Here is a 16,704-nt window from a genome sequence, read left to right as displayed (position 1 = left end):
GGATGGCAGCGCTTCAGGCGCTCGATCCCGGCGGCATACAGCTGGCGCGCGGAGTCCACTTCTTCGTCGTGTCCGTGGCTGGCGGTGGCGTCTGCTATTTTGCCGGCGGTTGGCTGGGGGCGCCGAATAGCCTGATCTTCGCGGTTATGGGCGGGGCCGTCGCGCTTAACGCGTTCATTTTCACGCCGCCCGGCACACGATGGTCGGAAGCGATCGCGTTCGCCAAGAACGTTATCGTCGCCGTCGCCGTCTTTGGTACCGGCGTATTCGTTGGCTGGCACGAAATCGGCTTCGGCGAAGTGCCGATCGACAGCGTCTGGGTCCTGATCATCGCCTTCGGCCTTTACCTGCGCCGCTATGGTCCGATCGCGACGCAGTACGGTCTGATGCTCACGCTGATGTTCATGTTCATGACGCTGGTCAACCCGACGCGCGAGGAGGCGTTGTGGCTGGTGCTGGCGGCCCTGTTGTCCGGCACGGTCGGCATGTTGGTGCAACACACCTTGTGGCGGCCGTCGGCGCTTGCGGTGCTCAAACGCGAGATCGTGCGGTTCCAACGCGCGATCGCCGCGGAGGTGAATGCATGCCGGTCATCGGACAGCAATCTGCCGCCGCACTGGGCGAAGCGGGCATGGGACATGCTGTCGCGTGCCTGTGAACGTTCCTTGGCCGAGAACCCCGACGAGCGGCCGCGCCTGCAGCATATCAACGCGACGGGTCTGCGATCCCTGATGGCACTCAAGGTCGTTACCGAAGCGGTCGAGAACAGTCACGACGATCCGCCCGGCAGCAAGACCGAACAGCGCGACTTCAAACGGATGTACGCGGACGCGACCGCCTTGTTGATGTCGCCAACCGGACCGGGCCCGGAGCGCGCTGAGGTCTTCGCTAAGGACGCGCAGGCGACCCGCGATGATCTGATTGGCGATACAGATCTACCGCGTATCGAGAAGTTTCATTGGGTCCGGCAGGTGGTCGGCCTGTCCCGTTTGGTCAGAAGCGCCGCGGCCATGCGCAAGGCCGCCGCGGCAATCGGCCAGCCGTGGCAGGAAGCGGTCCAAAGGCCCGCCGGTGGGGCGTCGTCGAAGCAGGATGCCGCGTCGATGGGATGGCGGCTCGCTATCCAGGGCGCGCTTGCCGCCGGCATCACCGTGGCCGTCGGCCTGATCTTTCAACTCGATCACGCCTATTGGGCGACCATGACGGTCTTTATCGTCTTGAGCGCCAGCCTGGGCGCCACCATCAAACGCACCATCGAGCGCGCCGTCGGGACAGCCGCCGGCGTGATGATCGCGATCGGCCTGCAACCCGCGATCGGCGACAGCATTACCGTTCAAATCGTCCTCGTTGGATTGGCGTCGATCCCCATCTTCGTACTGATCGAGCGGCACTACATGATTACCGCCGGCCTTATCGGTTTCGTGGTCGTCCTGGCGCTGCACCTGATCGAGGGCGTCGGCCTTGCCGGCATGGAAGCCCGACTCTATCAGACCGCGATGGGCGCCACGCTGGCGGTGCTCGCCTCGTGGCTGGTGTTTCCGATCCACGCCAAAGACCATGTGCGGCCGGTCGTGAAAAAGCTGCTGGCGGATTGTGACGCGGCCGTCGCCTCGGTAAAGGCCGGCGACGAGGTCGCCAAGGTCAGTTTGGCGCAGCTCAACGGCGACAGTCAGGCACTCTCCGGTGAGCTGATCGGCCTAAACTCAGAGCGGTTCATCCTGCGCCATCACAGTCTGGACAGCTATCAACTGCAGGCCCACGCCGACTCGGTCGTCGGTTATGCGTCGCTCTTTATTGGTTCGGTGCGCGCGCTGCAGAGTTTCACTCTGCCCGAGCGCATCCGGGATCTTGAAGACAAACTGGCGGAACAGGTTCGCAACCAGCTTCGCACCGATATCGACAGCAATCAGAACATCGAGCAGGTCGACGAGCTTTTGAGGTCGTGGCAGACAACGGTACCGTTGGATGGATCGGTGCCCGCGCGCGAGGCCGTTCTGGTCGTCGAGGAATACTACTATGCGCGCAAGCTGATTGAGACGACGGCGGGCTTGCGCCGTGCGATAGCCGGGTTGCGTGTGTAGCTGCCGAGGAGAGGATGAGTGGCGGTTAGCGAACCAATGACGTTCGTTCTGGTGCACGGCGCTTGGCATGGCGGCTGGTGCTGGAGCCGCGTAGCCGGCATCCTGCGCACGCGCGGCCATCGCGTCACGACGCCGACCCAGACGGGTCTTGGCGAACGCAGTCATCTTCTGTCACGCGACGTCACCATGGACGTCTTCGTCGACGACGTGGTCAACCATCTGGTCTGGAACGACCTGCTTGATGTCGTGCTGGTCCCCCACAGCTTCGGCGGCTGTTCCGTCACGGGCGCCGCCGACCGGGTGCCCGAGCGGATCGCTACGCTGATCTATCTGGACGCCGCCATCATGGAAGACGGCGAGACCTGGTTCTCGTTGCTGCCGCCCGACATGGCCGAAGACCGGCGCCAGCTTGCCGAAACGTCCAGCGGCGGCGTCAGCCTGCCGGTCGGGCCTTTGGAAGGCCTGGGCGTAACGAAGCCGGACGATGTGGCGTTTGTGGAGCCACGTCTGACACCCCATCCGTTCGCCACGTTCACGACGCCGGTCAATCTCGACCATCCGGTCGGCAACGGTCTGCCGGCCCACTACATCACCTGCACCGATCCGGCCTATCCGCCGGCGCGTGGCGCCCTAGAGCGCGCGCAAGAGCGCGGCTGGCCGGTCCACGAACTCAACACCGGCCACGACGCCATGGTGATCGCGCCCGAGGCGACGGCCGATCTGCTGGAGGCGATTGCGCGCGGTGAACGCGGTGCATGACGTCTAGAGCAGATTCACACACTCCATCTGTATCGCAAGCGAGTCAGATAAAGTGCGATCTGCTCTCGGCGCATTCCCGCCATGGTTTGTGGGCTCGCCAACGACGATTCGCTAGTGTGCAAAATGCGGGTCTGTTGACAAAGTCACCAATGGACCAACGTAGCAATCAACGATGCATGCATTCGAGGGGGAGGGTGACATGGCGAGTGATGCTGACATTGTACAACGTGGATGGGAAGCGGTTGCGCGGGGCGACTGGGATACGCTGATCGCGGACTACACCGAGGACATGATCTTTGTGATGCCCGGTCAGAACGATGTGCTTGAAGGCACGGCGGCGTTTCGAAGCGCACTGGAGAACCTGGGCGCCGTGCTGCCGCCGGGCTTCAACATCACGTCAATCCGTCAGATCGGCGATGCCGGAGAGGTCGTCTCGATCATGGAGTGGACGAGTGAGAAGGTGCCGGATGGCAGCCAACTCGCGGTTCTGTTCAAGCTCAAAGACAGTCTCGTCTTCGAAGAACGCTGGTTCATCGACACCGAGCAATGGAAGGCCGCGTTCTAAAGGGGCCGTGGTTAGGTGAAGCGTTGATACGGTTCCACCCAACCACATGCCTCCGTTCTGGGTAGCCAGCGAAACGGCAGCGGAAAAGCATGGCGGCGCTCTAGTGAATCTGACGGTTCGCCGCCTCATCATCTGTCGTGTCGGAAGTGTTCTCGTCGCCTGACTGTTGCAGCAGATCCGCGACGTCCGGATGATCGTGACGTATCGCATCGTCGAGCGGAGTGTTGCCCCAGCGGTCGATGGGATTCCTGGCGACGGCCTGCACCAGCAGATAGGTCACCGCTTCGACATGACCCTCGGCGGCCGCCAGGTGCAGCGGTGTGCGCCCGTCATAGTCTGCGCGGTCTAGCGGATAGCCGCAGGCGACCAGGCGTTTCAACTCATCGACATCGTCGCGACTGGCCGCCTGGATCGCGCTGAAGGTAGCGTTTGACTCCGCCGTCTGACGGCGGCGGCGCGGATCGAGCTTCCGCGAGTCGACCATGCCGTCGTAGTTGTGAAAGTTGAACGTCTCGACCAGGCGCTTGAAGAACTCGACGCCGCGCACGCTGTTGCCCAGCTCGTCGATACGTGGCGACCACACGGCGATGCCCATCACTTGAGGAACGACGGCAAAGATGGCGCCGCAGACACCAGACTTCGCCGGCATGCCGATACGAAACGCGAACTCGCCCGAATAGTCGTAAAGCCCGCAGGAGTACATCATCGACAGGCAGTTCTTGACGGTGTCGTCCTTGAACACGCGCTCACCCGTCGGGGGACAAACGCCGCCATTGGCAAAGGTCGCGGCGATCGTCGCCATGTTCTCTGCCGTGATCTGGATGGAACAGGCAGCGAAGTATAGGTCAAGCGTTCGGAAGATGTCGGTTCCTTCGGGAAAGGCGCCGCGCTCACGCATGTAGTGGGCAAGTGCGAAATTCCGGTCGGCCGTGTCACGCTCTGAGTGGTAGATGGCGTTGTCAAAGCCAGGCCGGCGGCCACCCGCCAATGTTTCGATAAGACTGGACAAGTGTTCGAACCGGTCCGCCATGGCGCCTTCAGGCTGCAGCAAGCTGGAACACATGATGGCGCCGGCGTTGATCATGGGGTTGTGGGGCCGACCCTGCTTGTCGAGCGTCAGCTCATTGAACGACTGGCCGCTTGGTTCGCGTCCGACATGAGCATGGACACGATCGGCACCATGGCATTCAAGCGCGGCGCTGTAGAGGATCGGCTTGCAGCTCGACTGGAACGAGAACGGGACCGTGGCATCGCCCAGGATCAGCCGTTGGCCGTCTGTCGTGCAGACAGCGACACCGAACTGGTCAGGCGCGACGCGGGCAAGCTGGGGAATGTAGCTGGCGACGCTGCCTGACCGGTTATCCTTCGTCTTGTCAAAGATGTCGCGCACCTGGTCGGCGAATTTCGAGAACTGGGGGATGACCAGTTCTTCCTTGACGGTGCGTTCCAGCAGCGACTGACCGGCGGTCACCAGCGCATCGAAGCTGATGCTGTCGATGGCGCCGTGGTTGCCGTCGCTGTGGCGTTGGAGTTCCCGCGTCAGGGCGTCGAGCCGCGGATCGTTGGCATCGAGACCGGCGCCTTCCAGGCGTGCCAGGATATCGCGCACCGCGACAACACCCTGTCCGGACTGATCGAGCGCGCGAAACACCGCGTTGTTGTCTTTGCCGTGCATGTCTGAGACTCCCGAGTTGAGGGGCCGGACACAGCGTCCGGCCCCTCGTCGATGACAAAGAAGATCTTCAGGCCGCGATCGAAACGGGCCCATCTGCAAGTTCGAGTTCAGCGTCGTAGACACCGCACACCGAGGCTACCAGGCATGCCGCAACCCGGTAGGGATCGGCGTTGGCGCCTGGTCGGCGGTCCTCGAAGTAGCCGTAGCCCTTCAGGGCCACGGGCTGGGGAATGCGGATCGACGCGCCACGATGGGCGACACCGGACTTGAACGTGTTGATGTCGCAGGTCTCATGCAGGCCGGTCAGGCGCGCATGCAATCCCTCGCCATAGTGTGGGATGTGGTGTTCGTGGCGATGGGACAACGCGTCGATGGCCGCATGGATGGCGTCCAGACCCTTAGCGGGATCGCGGGTCTCGGCGGTCGAGAAGTTGGTGTGCAGACCCGCGCCATTCCAGTCGCCGTCGATCGGCTTGTTGTCGAACGACACCTTCAATTCGAACCGCTCGCCCAGGCGTTGCAGCAGAAAACGCGCCAGCCACAGATGGTCGGCGATCTTCAGCGCATCGCCGCTCTCGCCATCGATGCCGCGATAGCCGATCTGGAACTCCCATTGACCGGGCATGACTTCCGCGTTGATGCCGTAGAACATCAAACCGGCTTCGGTGCATGCGCCGGCGTGGGCCTCGACCAGATCGCGCCCGAAAGCACGATCGGCGCCGTTGCCGCAATAGTAGGGGCCCTGTGGGCCGGGGAAGCCGTTCGCCGGGAAGCCGAGCGGACGGCCGTCATGATAGATCGTGTATTCCTGTTCGAATCCGGCCCAGGCATCGACCTCGGAACCAGCGGCGTCCAGCACACGACACAAGGTCGCGCGATGGTTAGACTCATGGGGCGTGCCGTCGGGGTTCAGAACCTCGCACAGCACCAGATAGGCGTTGTCACCGCGCAGCGGGTCGCGCGCCACACGGACCGGTGACAACAGGCAGTCGGAATCGTCTCCGTCGGCCTGTTGCGTCGACGAGCCATCAAAGCTCCATTCAGGGAAATCGGACGGTTCGGGGTTTTCGGGAACCGCGACAACACGGGCTTTAGAGCGGGACGACTGGGTGGGCCAGTCGCCGTCTAGCCAGATATACTCGGCAAAACTCAGCGTGCTCATTTCTCTCTTCCTTCCTAATACCGCAGTAGCTGTTGCTGTTTATTGAACCGGCGCGTGACGCTCTGGTCATTCAAACGCCAAGCCGTTCACAGGTCGCCTGATCGCCGGGGAGGGGGCCACGTGTCTGTTGTGCGACACGTGTGATCACGGGGCGAACACGAACCGTTGAACGGCGCTGACGTAGATTGGAGCGCCGTGTTTCCACTTCGTTGCGTCGAGACGCAAAGAACGTTTCAGTTCTGTATGGTGAGGAGCCGGGCCAGCAGGCAGAGACACGGGGCCCGACGGCCTGACACCCGCCGCTTTGGCGCGGTGGTGCCAGGCGCGTACGCGCCAATCAGGGCGTCCGACCCGTCAGGAAGGCGATCTCAGTAGATCGTCTTTTTCATATGCTCGGGATAGTTCCGGTCATAGGCCTCGGCGTCAAAGTCGCCGTCAGCGAAGACCTTGTTCATCGTGCCCGCCGACGGCAGGGCCGAGCGCGGCAGTTGCGCGTCGGGGTCCCACAGACGCGAGCGATGCAGCGCCTTCTGGCACTGGTAGTAGACGCGGTTGATGGTGACCACGATGACGCTACGCGGCGCTTTTTCGTTCATCGCGAAGCTGTCGTTGAGCGCCTCGTCGACGACGATCTCCGCGTGCCCGTTGATGCGCAGGGTCTCGCCGATGCCGGGGATCAAGAACAGCAGTGAGATGCGCGGATCCGCGACCAGGTTACGCAGGGTATCCAGCCGGTTGTTGCCGCGCCGGTCCGGGATCATCAGCGTCTTGTCGTCGGCGATGCGCACGAAACCGGCGGGGTCGCCGCGCGGTGAACAGTCAAGGCCACCGGGGCCGCTTGTCGCGACGGCGACGAACGGCGACTTTTCGACGAACTGACGATAGTGCTCGTTGAGGTGATCGAGCTCCTTGATCAGCGAGCGCGGCACGGGCGCGTCATAGTGCGCTTCCAGATCCTCGATCGACGTGATGCGTCGCGGCGACGGTGGTGTCAGGGCCGGTTCACTCATGACCTTCTTCCCTCTTTCCTGGTGTCGGATGACGTCAGTATCCGCGCACCGGATGACAGATGTTTTCGAGCGGCTCACCGGCGCGCCACCGGTCGAGGTTATCGAGAAACACCTGGGTCGAGCGGCGGTCATACTCCTCATAGGTCAGCATGCCGCCGATATGGGGTGTGATATAGAGGTTGGGTTGATCCCACAAGGGGCTCGAGGCTGGCAGCGGTTCCTCAGCGAAGACATCGACGGAGGCCGCGCGCAGGCGGCCGGTGTTGAGCGCCTCGACCATGGCGTCCTCGTCGACGACGTGGCCGCGCGCCATGTTGTGGATGATGGCGCCCGGTTTCAGCGCGGCAAATGCCTCAGCGCCGATCAGCCCGCGCGTGGCATCGGTCAGCGGTGTCACGACGATGACATAATCGCTCTTCGCCAGCACCTCGTTCATGCGGTCGGGACTGACCACCTCGGCGACGCCGTCCATCGGTTCAGGCCTGGCGCGCACGCCGTAAACGGTCATGCCCAGTTGCGCGCCGACGCGCGCGCACGCGCGGCCGATGCGTCCCAGACCGACAACGGTCAAGGTGCCGCCGACAGAGTTCAGGTTGTCCAGCTCGCGCCATTCATGGCGCTGCTGCTGTTCGTGATAGGCGAAGAAGTTGCAGTTGATCGCGAACAGGCGCGCGAAGGCGAACTGTGCCATGCCGTCATCCTGGACGCCGCCGGCATTGGAGACCGTCACCGCATCCGTGTTCCAGGGCACCAGGTGGTTGATGCCCGCACCGGAAACATGGACCCAGGTTAAGCCGTCCTGGCTGAACAGCGCCTCACGCGGATAGTCCTCACGCATGAAGACCTCGCTGTAGACGATGTTCGGCTGAAAGGACGCTATGCCGGCGGCCAGTCCATCGTAGTCGTTGACGATCGCGGTTTCCGTTCCCGGCAGATGCGCTTCAATCTGCGCGCCGATCCGTGTCGAAGAATCCTCACTGCAATGGAGCAGGATTCGCGGTGTGCGTGTCATTGCGCGGTGGTGCCTCCATCAACGCTGAGCGCCGTGCCGGTGATGAAGCGCGCGGCATCGGATGCCAGAAACAAGACGGCGGCGGCAACGTCCTCCGGTTCGCCGATGCGGCCCATGGGTATCGCCTCGGCAAAGGCGGCGCGCGCTTCGGCGACGTCCTTGCCGTGGGCTTTCGCGGTTTCGTCGATCATCGGCGTGTCGATCTCCGCCGGGCAGACGACGTTGACACGGATGTTCTCGCGCGCGTGGTCCAACGCCATGGATTTCGATAGCATCAGGACACCGCCCTTCGACGCACAATAGGCAACGGCCTGCTTGCCGGCCACCAGCGACCAGTCGGATCCGATATTGACGATGGCGCCGCCGGTGCCCTGGCGGCGCATCTGGCGCACACCGGCGCGGCAGAAATAGAAGACCGCGTCGAGGTTCGTCGCCATGACGTCGAGCCATTGTTCGTCCGTGGTTTGCGGCGCATCGAGGCCAACATCGATGCCGGCGTTGTTGACCAGGATGTCTAAACTGCCAAACCGTTCGACCGTTTGGCTGACCAGCTGGCTGGCAAAGGACGAGTCGGTGACGTTGCCGGCCAGGAAACCGGCGTCCTCGCCGCACTCCGCCAAAACGTCCTGACCGCGCGACTCGTTGCGCCCGGTCAGCATGACCTTGGCACCGGACTTGGCGAAGGCACGCGCGGTCGCGCGTCCGATGCCCGATGTCGCCCCGGTGACGAGCGCTGTCTTACCGTGAAACATGAGTGCCGCCCCTTATGTCGCCGTCGCGCCGCCGTCGACCAGGAGGCCGGCACCGGTCACGAAACTGGCCTTGTCGGAGGCGAGGTAAAGAACGGCATCGGCCACTTCCTCGGGCTCGCCGATTCGGCCCATGGGAATGCCCTCGCCACCTTCGGCGAAATAGGTTTCGGGGTCGCTGCCCATTTGGCGCGCCTCGCTCGCCAGCATGGGTGTTCTGACCATGTCGGGACAGACGGCGTTGATCCGCAGGCCCTCGCGCGCATGGTCCAGCGCCATTGCGCGGGTCATCTGCATGACGGCGGCCTTGCTGGCGCAATAGGCGGGCATGGCGCTGGCGCCGATAAAGGCGGCGTCGGAGGAAACATTGACGATGGCGCCACCACCTTGTTCGCGCATGGCGATGATCGCAGCGCGGCATAGATAGAAGACGGCGTTTACGTTGACATCCATGGTGGTCCGCCACTCTTCGTCGGTCATGTCGGCGACTGTCCGGCGATAGATCGTGCCGGCGTTGTTGACGAGAACGTCGAGCCGGCCGTGACGCGCGACGGTGTCGCCGACCAAGCGGTCGGCGAACGCGCGATCGGAAATGTCGCCCGCGGTAAACGCACCGCGTGTTTCGCTGGCCAGCGCGCAACCGCGTTCGGTATTGCGCCCGGTCAACATCAAGCGTGCGCCGGCGTTGGCAAACGCACGCGCGGTCGCTTCGCCGATGCCCGATGTCGCGCCGGTGATCAACACGACCTTGTCGTTAAACTCCACACTGTCCCCCAAACGATCGAACCCGGCGGTGAACCTAAACCACTCGTTCGATAATCGGAAGGCGGTTGCGTGTTGCATCGGCGAGTAGCCGAGCGCAAAGACACATCTTTGTGGTTGCGTGCACCGGCCACGTTGCCGGGCGGATTCGAACTCTTGCAGCCATAAAGACATCACGTCGCCCTTTGTCCGCGGGCATTGAGTAAAGAAGTTCAGAAGTCACGCTCGCTCTCCAGCTGGGGAGAGGGGAGGAACGGAGCGTTTCCTCCCTGCCAATGAGCAATGGTTGACATCGCCGCGCGTGGTTGCGTTTGTTGTTCTTTTCGGGCATGCCGGTAGAGCCGCCGAGCCGGGACTTTTCTGAAGGAAAGAAGGGACGAGCCATGAACACGCCGCCTTATGCCGGTGATCTGGTGCCGCCTGATGCTTGGACGCTGCTGGACGAAAATGAAAACGCTGTTCTGATCGACGTCAGAACCGAGGCCGAGTGGCGCTATGTCGGCGTGCCCGACCTGACGCCGATCGGCAAACACGTGCTGTTGGTTGAGCTGCTGCGTTATCCCGACGGCGCACCCAACCAGGCGTTTGTCGACGACCTGAAGGCCCAAGGGCTGGAAGCCGGTCAGCCGCTGCTGTTCATCTGCCGCTCGGGCGCGCGTTCGCGCAACGCGGCGATGGCGATGACCGCGGCCGGTTTCGGCCCCTGCTACAACGTCGCCGAGGGCTTCGAAGGCGACAAGGACGCCGAAGGCCATCGCGGCCGTGTCGGTGGCTGGAAGCTCGCCGGTCTGCCCTGGCGCCAGGAATAGCCAGACGCCATGATTTCGCCTGACTTTCGTTCCTTATCAGCAGGTTAGATGGCCTTCCGTGGGACTTGAAACCGGTCCGATCGGCCCCATATCAAGAGCGTGTCCGGCGTTCGCCGCGTTGCGGGAACGCCATTTGCGGACACTTCACCGGCCCAGCCCAGATGGGTGGGCCACTTGGAACTACATGTTGCTCATAGGAGGATATGTGGCAATGACCCGTTATGATTTCTCTCCCCTTTTCCGTTCGACGGTCGGCTTCGACCGCATGATGAACCTGCTTGATTCGACGACCGGTGTCGCCGATCAGACCGGTTATCCGCCCTACAACATCGAGAAGCTGGACGCCGACACCTATCAGATCACGATGGCTGTCGCCGGTTTCAGTGAGGACGATGTCGAGATCGAGGCGCGTGAGGACACCCTTCACGTCAGCGGCCGGATCTCCGAAGACAAGACCGGAGACGACCGCAACTTCCTCTATCGCGGTATTGCCGGGCGCAGCTTCAAGCGCACCTTCCAGCTCGCCGACCACGTCAAGGTCGTGAGCGCACGGTTGGTCAACGGCCTGCTCCACATCGATCTGAAGCGCGAAATTCCTGAAGAGAAAAAGCCGCGCAAGATCGCGATCCAGTCTGGCGAGAAGGTCGCCGGCAAGCTGATCGACGAGAGCGACAAGAAGGCCGCTTAACAATCGTTGAATGGTCTAAGGAGAGCGTCGGGCTTTTGGCCCGGCGCTCTTTCGTTTTCCGGAGTAGCCGATCAGTCTCGTTCCACGACATCGGCGCCGTTTACAGGCGGTTGCGCGAACCCCTTTTCTCGATCTGGATCACGTTGATGTTCTCCCCCTAGCGGAAAACGGACAACGGCCTATTCAGGTTCGATCTCCTCGATGACTTCGTCCTTGGCTGTGACAAGGACGGGGCGAAGCATGAAGGCAACGGCGACGCCAATCACCGACAAGACGGCACAAAAGGCCATCAGACCTCCGAAACCGGTGACAAATGCCTGGTCCACGATCGTTCTCATCGTTGACGCCGCGGCAGGCGCCGCCTTGGCGAGCTCGGCGGCGGCGGCATCGGTGCCGGCAAGCAGGCCTTTGATCTCACGAATACTGGCGGCAGAAAGGGACCCGCCGGCCTTGGCGATCAGCGCCGAAAGTTCATCGTTCTCCAGGGCCTTGAAGAGAGCGGTGGCGACCGCGACGCCAACCGCCGTGCCAGCGATCCGCACGCAGCCAAGCGTGCCGGAGGCCGCGCCGCCCTTCTGTTCGGGCACGGATGCCATGGCGATCGAGGCAGCTGTCGTATAGGCGAGCGCCTGGCCGGCACCGCCCAGCGCGAGCGCCGCGACGATCACGGCGATACCGGTTTCCGTGTCGCAGAAGAAGAGAATGAGAAAGCTGGCGGCATTCAGCGCCATGCCGATGATCACGGTGTGCCGGGGACCCAGCGTCTCCATGATCTTGGCGTTCAGCAACGATACAACCGCCAGCATCACGGAGTACCCGAGAAAGATAAGGCCGGCGGTAAGCGGTGAGAGACGGAGCACATGCTGCAGGTAGAGCGCCAGAAACAGCATCAGCGCGCCCAGCGTGAAGTTGATCAAAAAACCGATCAGCGACGCGCAGACAAAGTCCCGGCCGGAGAAGAGCTGGAAATCAATGAGGGGAAACCGAACCTTCCGCTCGACAATGACAAAGGCCGCCAAGACCACCACCGCCACGACCAGCGTGATCCAGACGGCAAGGTCTTGCCAGCCCAGGCTGTTGGAAAGCTCCAATCCCAAGACGAGAAGCACCATGCCGGCGATCGTCAGTGTACAGCCCATCCAATCGATGATCCGTGGTGCGTCTTCGTCCCGCGACTCGCGAACGACCAGCAGGATCAAAAACAGCGCGGCGACACCGAACGGAATGTTGATGAAGAAGAACCAGCGCCAGGACAGTTCGTCGGTCAACAGGCCGCCGACAAAGGGACCGACCGCCGAACCCACCGTGCCGATGCCGGCCCAAAAGCTGACGGCGACATGACGCTTGTCGCTGGGAAATGCATTCGTGGCAATGGAGAGAGAATTGCTGAACAGAAAACCCGCCGCCGCGCCCTGAATTGCGCGCCCAACGATGAGCCACACGGCTGACGGCGCGAGGCCGCACAGGATTGAACTTGCGGTGAAGGTAAGGAGCCCGGCCAACAGCATTCTGCGTCGACCAAGCAAATCACCAAGGCGTCCACCGACGACCAGTGTGCCGACCAGGCCCAGCATGAAGGCATTGATGACCCAGGCGAGGGTCGACGTGCTGGTGCCCAGTTCGCGTCCAATCGAGGGTAGTGCTACCGAAACGCCGAAAAAGTCGATCGTCAGCACGACGACGCACAGAGCCATCGCGCTGGCGACCCACCAGTAGCGATTGTCTTCGGTAACGATACCCATTGATTCTTCCCCCTGCGCAGCCCAACGGTTGGGATCGGCGCCGCTTGGCGGCGCGGCACTTGGTGCCAGGGCGACCTATCGGCTAGCATCAGGTGGCTGTGCACCGAGCCGCTCTGAACAGCACGCGATCACGTGGTCAGACAGGTAAACGGTATACAACAGGTCGCCGGCTCGACCAAGGTCACCACCTCGTCGTCATGGGCTCCCAGCCCGGCGCTCTTTTGTTTTCTGGCGCAGCTTGATAGATTCCTCACCATGAAGAAACACGCTACGACAGCGTCGACGCAGCGCACTGAAAAGGGCCTTGGCCGGCGCGGATTTTTGGTATTTCTGATGAGCGCGCCGCTGGCGACATGCGTCGCCATCGAACGGCAACCGGTGAAGCCGACATGTGGACGCGGCCGCTCGCCAGATGACTGCTACGAGTTCAATCCGCTGCGCGTTGAACGCCTTAATCGGAACTACCAGGTCACGGCGCCTTAGTCGTCGACCGCATCCGGTTTGTTTGGGCGCGCCACGAAGGCTGCCGCCAAGCCGATGATCGACACGGCGACGCACATGATCATGACGCCACCGAATCCAGCCATCAGGGCCTGATCGACGATCATCGGCATCTCATCGGCGGCCGCCGGTACATCGTGGGCGAGCTTGGTGGCCGACTGGTCGGAGCCGGCCACCAACACGTGAATGTCCCGCACCTCCGCGCGCGACAGGTCGCCGCCGGCCTTGCCGATCAGCGATACCATAGCGCCGGTCTCAAGAAACTTGAAAAGCGCGGTCGAGATAGCGACACCGATCGTGACCGCGACCATTCTGACCATGCTGACAATACCGGACGCCGCCCCGGTTTTTTGTTCGGACACGGAGCCCACCGCCAGGGATGTCGATGTCGTATAGGCTAGCGCCTGGCCGGCGCCGCCCAGGACGAGCGCGCCGACGATGACGGCAACACCGGTTGTCATCTCCGAGAAGACGAGGATCAGGAAGCTCAGACCGTTCAGCAGCATACCGGCCGCCATGGTCTGGCGCGCGCCCAACCGGTTCAAGACGAACGCATTGGATGACGCGGTAATCGCCAGCATGACCGAATAGCCCAGAAACACGAGCCCAGCGCCTATGGGCGAAAGGTTCAGAACATGCTGCAGGTAAAGCGCCAGAAACAGCATGAGCGAACCAAGCGAAAGGTTGATCAGGAAGCCGACGCTGGCGCAGCTACCGAAATCGCGGCTCTTGAACAGCTGGAAGTCGATCAGCGGGAACGCGACCCTGTTTTCGATCATGAGGAAGGCGATCAGGAGGGTCACACCGATGGCCAGAGACAGCCAGACCGCCCAGGCCGTCCAGCCGACATTGCCGGCGAGCTGCAGCCCCAGCACCACGCAGGCGAGTCCGCCAATCGACGTGGCGCAACCCAACCAGTCGATCTTCGGCGGCGATTCCTCGTCACGTGACTCGCGTATCAGCAGCAGCAAAAAGGCCAGGGTGGCGATGCAGAACGGCGCGTTCAGGAAAAAGAACCAGCGCCATGACACCAATTCGGTCAGCAGGCCACCGACGAACGGACCGATCGCCGAGCCGACGGCACCGATGCCAACCCAAAAGCTAACGCCGACATTCCGCTGGTCACTGGGAAACGCATTGGTGACGATGGAGAGCGTGTTGGTGAAGATGAACCCGGCGGCCGCACCCTGGACAGCGCGCGCGCCGACAAGCACGGCACCGGTCGGTGCGAGGCCGCAGACGACGGACGCTACGACAAAGACCGTGACGCCGGCGAACAGCATCTTTCGCCGGCCGAGCAAATCGCCAAGCCGGCCGCCGACGATCAGCATGCTTGCCAAACCCAGCATGTAAGCGTTGATGATCCAGGCCAGGGTCACCGTGCCGATCTTGAGGTCGCGTCCAATAGCGGGCAGGGCAACGGACACGCCGAAATAGTCGAGGGTCAGCACCACGAGAGGCAGCGCCATGGCGCCTGCGACCCACCAGCGGCGGTTGTCGTCCGTTATGATCGTCATCGCACCGGTACCCACGACATCTCAGTGGCAAGGATCGGCGCTGCTAGGCGACGCTGAAAGGCCGGCGAACAGCCGCCCCGACCGTCAAGCCACACACGATAAGTCGCTCGCCCGATCAGCGCCATCACCTCAGCTCTTTTCGCCAGCCGGAGGTCGCGACCGGGCCAGGAAGGCGACCATTAAACCAACCACCGATGCAGCAACGCAAAGAAACATCGCGCCGCCGAAGCCCGCCATCAAAGCCTGATTGACGATGTCCGACATCTTGCCCGCGGCTGCCGGTACGTCATGGGCCAGCTTAGCGGCGGCCTGATCGGAACCGGCCACCAAGACGTGAATGTCGCGGGCCTCCGCGCGCGTCAGACGACCACCGGCCTTGCCGATATGCGATACCAGCTCTCCGTTTTCGATCGCCTTGAAGACCGCTGTCGAAACGGCCACGCCAACCGTCGTGGCGGAAATCCTGATCATGCCAACAGCGCCGGATGCGGCGCCGGATTTCTGCTCGGACACGGACGCCATGGCCAGCGATGTCGCGGTCGTGTAGGCGAACGATTGGCCGGCGCCACCCAAGACGAGAGCCGCGACGATGATGACCAGACCGGTTGTCGGCTCCGCGAACGCAAGGACCAGAAAGCTGGCGGCATTCAACAGCATGCCCGTGGCCATCGTCCGCCGTGCGCCCCAGCGGTTCATGAAATACGCATTGGACGTCGATATCACCGCCATCATGCCGGAGTACCCAAGAAACACCAGGCCAGCGGAAAGCGGCGAGAGCTTCAAAACGTGCTGAAGGTAGAGCGCCAGATACAACATCAACGCGCCCAGCGTGAAGTTGATCACGAAGCCGACGGACGCGCTGCTGCCGAAGTTACGGTTTCGGAACAACTGGAAGTCGATCAAGGGGAACCTGGTCTTGGTCTCGAACACGATGAAGGCAGCCGAAACGGCGAGACCGACAACAAGGCATGCCCAAACGGTCAATGACGACCAGCCGAGATTGCCGGCCAGTTGCAGTCCCATGACGATGAGGACGAGGCCGGCGACCGAAAGCGCGCAGCCGAACCAGTCGATCTTTGGCGGTGCCTCTTCATCGCGGGATTCCTTGACCAACAGGAACGTCATGATGACGGCGACCGCGCCGATGGGCACGTTCAAAAGGAAAAACCAGCGCCATGACAGTTCTTCGGTCAACAAGCCGCCGACAAACGGTCCGACCGCCGAACCGACGGCACCGATGCCAATCCACAAACTGATACCGAGATGGCGTTGTTCGCTGGGGAAGGCGTTCGCCACCACAGAAAGTGAGTTGGCGTAGACAAAACCGCCCGCGACGCCCTGGATCCCACGCGCCGCGATCAGCCAGGATCCGGATGGCGCAAGGCCGGACAGTATGGAAGAGGCGACGAAGAGCACGACGCCGGCAAGCAGCAACTTGCGCCGGCCCAGAAGATCGCCAAGCCGGCCGCCGACGATCAGCATGCTGGCGAAGCCCAGCATGAACGCATTGATAACCCAGGCAAGCGTGACGGTGCCGGTGTTGAGATCGCGACCGATCGAGGGAAGGGCGACGGTGACACCAAACACGTCGATGGTCAGCGTGATGAGCGGAAGCCCCATGGTGCCCGCGACCCACCAACGCCGGTTGTCATCGGTTATCATCGCCACCGCG

15 protein-coding genes are annotated in these 16,704 nt (G+C 62.5%); 6 read left to right on the top strand and 9 right to left on the bottom strand.

The window, feature by feature from the left end; genetic code table 11:
- The first annotated feature begins 2 nt into the window (after positions 1-2).
- From AAF563_02960 to AAF563_02950, 3 genes are all read left to right on the top strand, one after another.
- Positions 3-2,081: an FUSC family protein gene (locus AAF563_02960; GenBank protein ID MEM7120210.1), complete on the top strand. Its 2,079-nt coding sequence runs from the start codon at positions 3-5 to the stop codon at positions 2,079-2,081.
- Between the two features lie 18 nt (positions 2,082-2,099).
- Entirely contained in the window at positions 2,100-2,840 is a 741-nt protein-coding gene (locus tag AAF563_02955) for an alpha/beta hydrolase (GenBank protein ID MEM7120209.1), read from the top strand.
- 199 nt (positions 2,841-3,039) lie between these two features.
- The gene (locus AAF563_02950) at positions 3,040-3,405 is read left to right on the top strand and encodes a nuclear transport factor 2 family protein (GenBank protein ID MEM7120208.1); all 366 of its coding nucleotides are present in this window, start codon (positions 3,040-3,042) and stop codon (positions 3,403-3,405) included.
- Positions 3,406-3,505: 100 nt separating this feature from the next.
- Here the strand turns inward: AAF563_02950 and glsA are convergent, their stop codons facing one another.
- From glsA to AAF563_02920, 6 genes are all read right to left on the bottom strand, one after another.
- The gene (gene glsA, locus AAF563_02945) at positions 3,506-5,080 is read right to left on the bottom strand and encodes a glutaminase A (protein MEM7120207.1); all 1,575 of its coding nucleotides are present in this window, start codon (positions 5,078-5,080) and stop codon (positions 3,506-3,508) included.
- Between the two features lie 67 nt (positions 5,081-5,147).
- The gene (locus AAF563_02940) at positions 5,148-6,242 is read right to left on the bottom strand and encodes a glutamine synthetase beta-grasp domain-containing protein (protein ID MEM7120206.1); all 1,095 of its coding nucleotides are present in this window, start codon (positions 6,240-6,242) and stop codon (positions 5,148-5,150) included.
- 368 nt (positions 6,243-6,610) lie between these two features.
- Positions 6,611-7,252: a pyridoxamine 5'-phosphate oxidase family protein gene (locus AAF563_02935; GenBank protein MEM7120205.1), complete on the bottom strand. Its 642-nt coding sequence runs from the start codon at positions 7,250-7,252 to the stop codon at positions 6,611-6,613.
- Positions 7,253-7,286: 34 nt separating this feature from the next.
- On the bottom strand, positions 7,287-8,264 hold the full coding sequence (locus AAF563_02930; GenBank protein ID MEM7120204.1) for a D-2-hydroxyacid dehydrogenase: 978 nt from the start codon (positions 8,262-8,264) through the stop codon (positions 7,287-7,289).
- Entirely contained in the window at positions 8,261-9,016 is a 756-nt protein-coding gene (locus tag AAF563_02925; GenBank protein MEM7120203.1) for an SDR family NAD(P)-dependent oxidoreductase, read from the bottom strand. The genes AAF563_02930 and AAF563_02925 overlap by 4 nt, the downstream gene beginning before the upstream one ends.
- Before the next feature lie 12 nt (positions 9,017-9,028).
- Positions 9,029-9,778 (bottom strand): SDR family oxidoreductase, encoded by a 750-nt coding sequence (locus tag AAF563_02920; protein MEM7120202.1) that lies wholly within the window; start codon positions 9,776-9,778, stop codon positions 9,029-9,031.
- A 380-nt stretch (positions 9,779-10,158) separates the two neighbouring features.
- Between AAF563_02920 and AAF563_02915 the strand changes: the two genes are divergently transcribed.
- Positions 10,159-10,584 (top strand): rhodanese-like domain-containing protein, encoded by a 426-nt coding sequence (locus AAF563_02915; protein ID MEM7120201.1) that lies wholly within the window; start codon positions 10,159-10,161, stop codon positions 10,582-10,584.
- A gap of 211 nt (positions 10,585-10,795) precedes the next feature.
- Positions 10,796-11,272: an Hsp20 family protein gene (locus tag AAF563_02910; protein ID MEM7120200.1), complete on the top strand. Its 477-nt coding sequence runs from the start codon at positions 10,796-10,798 to the stop codon at positions 11,270-11,272.
- Between the two features lie 179 nt (positions 11,273-11,451).
- Here the strand turns inward: AAF563_02910 and AAF563_02905 are convergent, their stop codons facing one another.
- A complete protein-coding gene (locus AAF563_02905) occupies positions 11,452-13,014 on the bottom strand; it encodes an MFS transporter (protein MEM7120199.1) in 1,563 nt (520 codons plus the stop codon).
- A 255-nt stretch (positions 13,015-13,269) separates the two neighbouring features.
- On the opposite strand from AAF563_02905, the gene AAF563_02900 reads away from it, so the two are divergent.
- The gene (locus tag AAF563_02900) at positions 13,270-13,497 is read left to right on the top strand and encodes a hypothetical protein (protein ID MEM7120198.1); all 228 of its coding nucleotides are present in this window, start codon (positions 13,270-13,272) and stop codon (positions 13,495-13,497) included.
- Here the strand turns inward: AAF563_02900 and AAF563_02895 are convergent.
- Entirely contained in the window at positions 13,494-15,032 is a 1,539-nt protein-coding gene (locus tag AAF563_02895) for an MFS transporter (GenBank protein MEM7120197.1), read from the bottom strand. The two genes, AAF563_02900 and AAF563_02895, sit on opposite strands and share 4 nt — an antisense overlap.
- Positions 15,033-15,161: 129 nt before the next feature.
- Positions 15,162-16,694, bottom strand: coding sequence for an MFS transporter (locus AAF563_02890; protein ID MEM7120196.1), 1,533 nt, complete (start codon positions 16,692-16,694; stop codon positions 15,162-15,164).
- Positions 16,695-16,704 lie beyond the last annotated feature (10 nt).

This window comes from Pseudomonadota bacterium (assembly GCA_039028155.1).
Classification (GTDB): domain Bacteria; phylum Pseudomonadota; class Alphaproteobacteria; order SP197; family SP197; genus JANQGO01.
Note: the sequence above shows the minus strand (reverse complement) of the source record. Positions and strands in the feature narration are given on the sequence as shown.

Excerpts from the sequence above, each read along its gene's own strand:
- AAF563_02960 (MEM7120210.1), top strand. The coding sequence starts at position 3 with ATGGCAGCGCTTCAGGCGCTCGATCCCGGCGGCATACAGCTGGCGCGC.
- AAF563_02950 (MEM7120208.1), top strand. The coding sequence starts at position 3,040 with ATGGCGAGTGATGCTGACATTGTACAACGTGGATGGGAAGCGGTTGCG.
- glsA (MEM7120207.1), bottom strand. The coding sequence starts at position 5,080 with ATGCACGGCAAAGACAACAACGCGGTGTTTCGCGCGCTCGATCAGTCC.
- AAF563_02940 (MEM7120206.1), bottom strand. The coding sequence starts at position 6,242 with ATGAGCACGCTGAGTTTTGCCGAGTATATCTGGCTAGACGGCGACTGG.
- AAF563_02935 (MEM7120205.1), bottom strand. The coding sequence starts at position 7,252 with ATGAGTGAACCGGCCCTGACACCACCGTCGCCGCGACGCATCACGTCG.
- AAF563_02930 (MEM7120204.1), bottom strand. The coding sequence starts at position 8,264 with ATGACACGCACACCGCGAATCCTGCTCCATTGCAGTGAGGATTCTTCG.
- AAF563_02925 (MEM7120203.1), bottom strand. The coding sequence starts at position 9,016 with ATGTTTCACGGTAAGACAGCGCTCGTCACCGGGGCGACATCGGGCATC.
- AAF563_02915 (MEM7120201.1), top strand. The coding sequence starts at position 10,159 with ATGAACACGCCGCCTTATGCCGGTGATCTGGTGCCGCCTGATGCTTGG.
- AAF563_02910 (MEM7120200.1), top strand. The coding sequence starts at position 10,796 with ATGACCCGTTATGATTTCTCTCCCCTTTTCCGTTCGACGGTCGGCTTC.
- AAF563_02905 (MEM7120199.1), bottom strand. The coding sequence starts at position 13,014 with ATGGGTATCGTTACCGAAGACAATCGCTACTGGTGGGTCGCCAGCGCG.
- AAF563_02900 (MEM7120198.1), top strand. The coding sequence starts at position 13,270 with ATGAAGAAACACGCTACGACAGCGTCGACGCAGCGCACTGAAAAGGGC.
- AAF563_02895 (MEM7120197.1), bottom strand. The coding sequence starts at position 15,032 with ATGACGATCATAACGGACGACAACCGCCGCTGGTGGGTCGCAGGCGCC.
- AAF563_02890 (MEM7120196.1), bottom strand. The coding sequence starts at position 16,694 with ATGATAACCGATGACAACCGGCGTTGGTGGGTCGCGGGCACCATGGGG.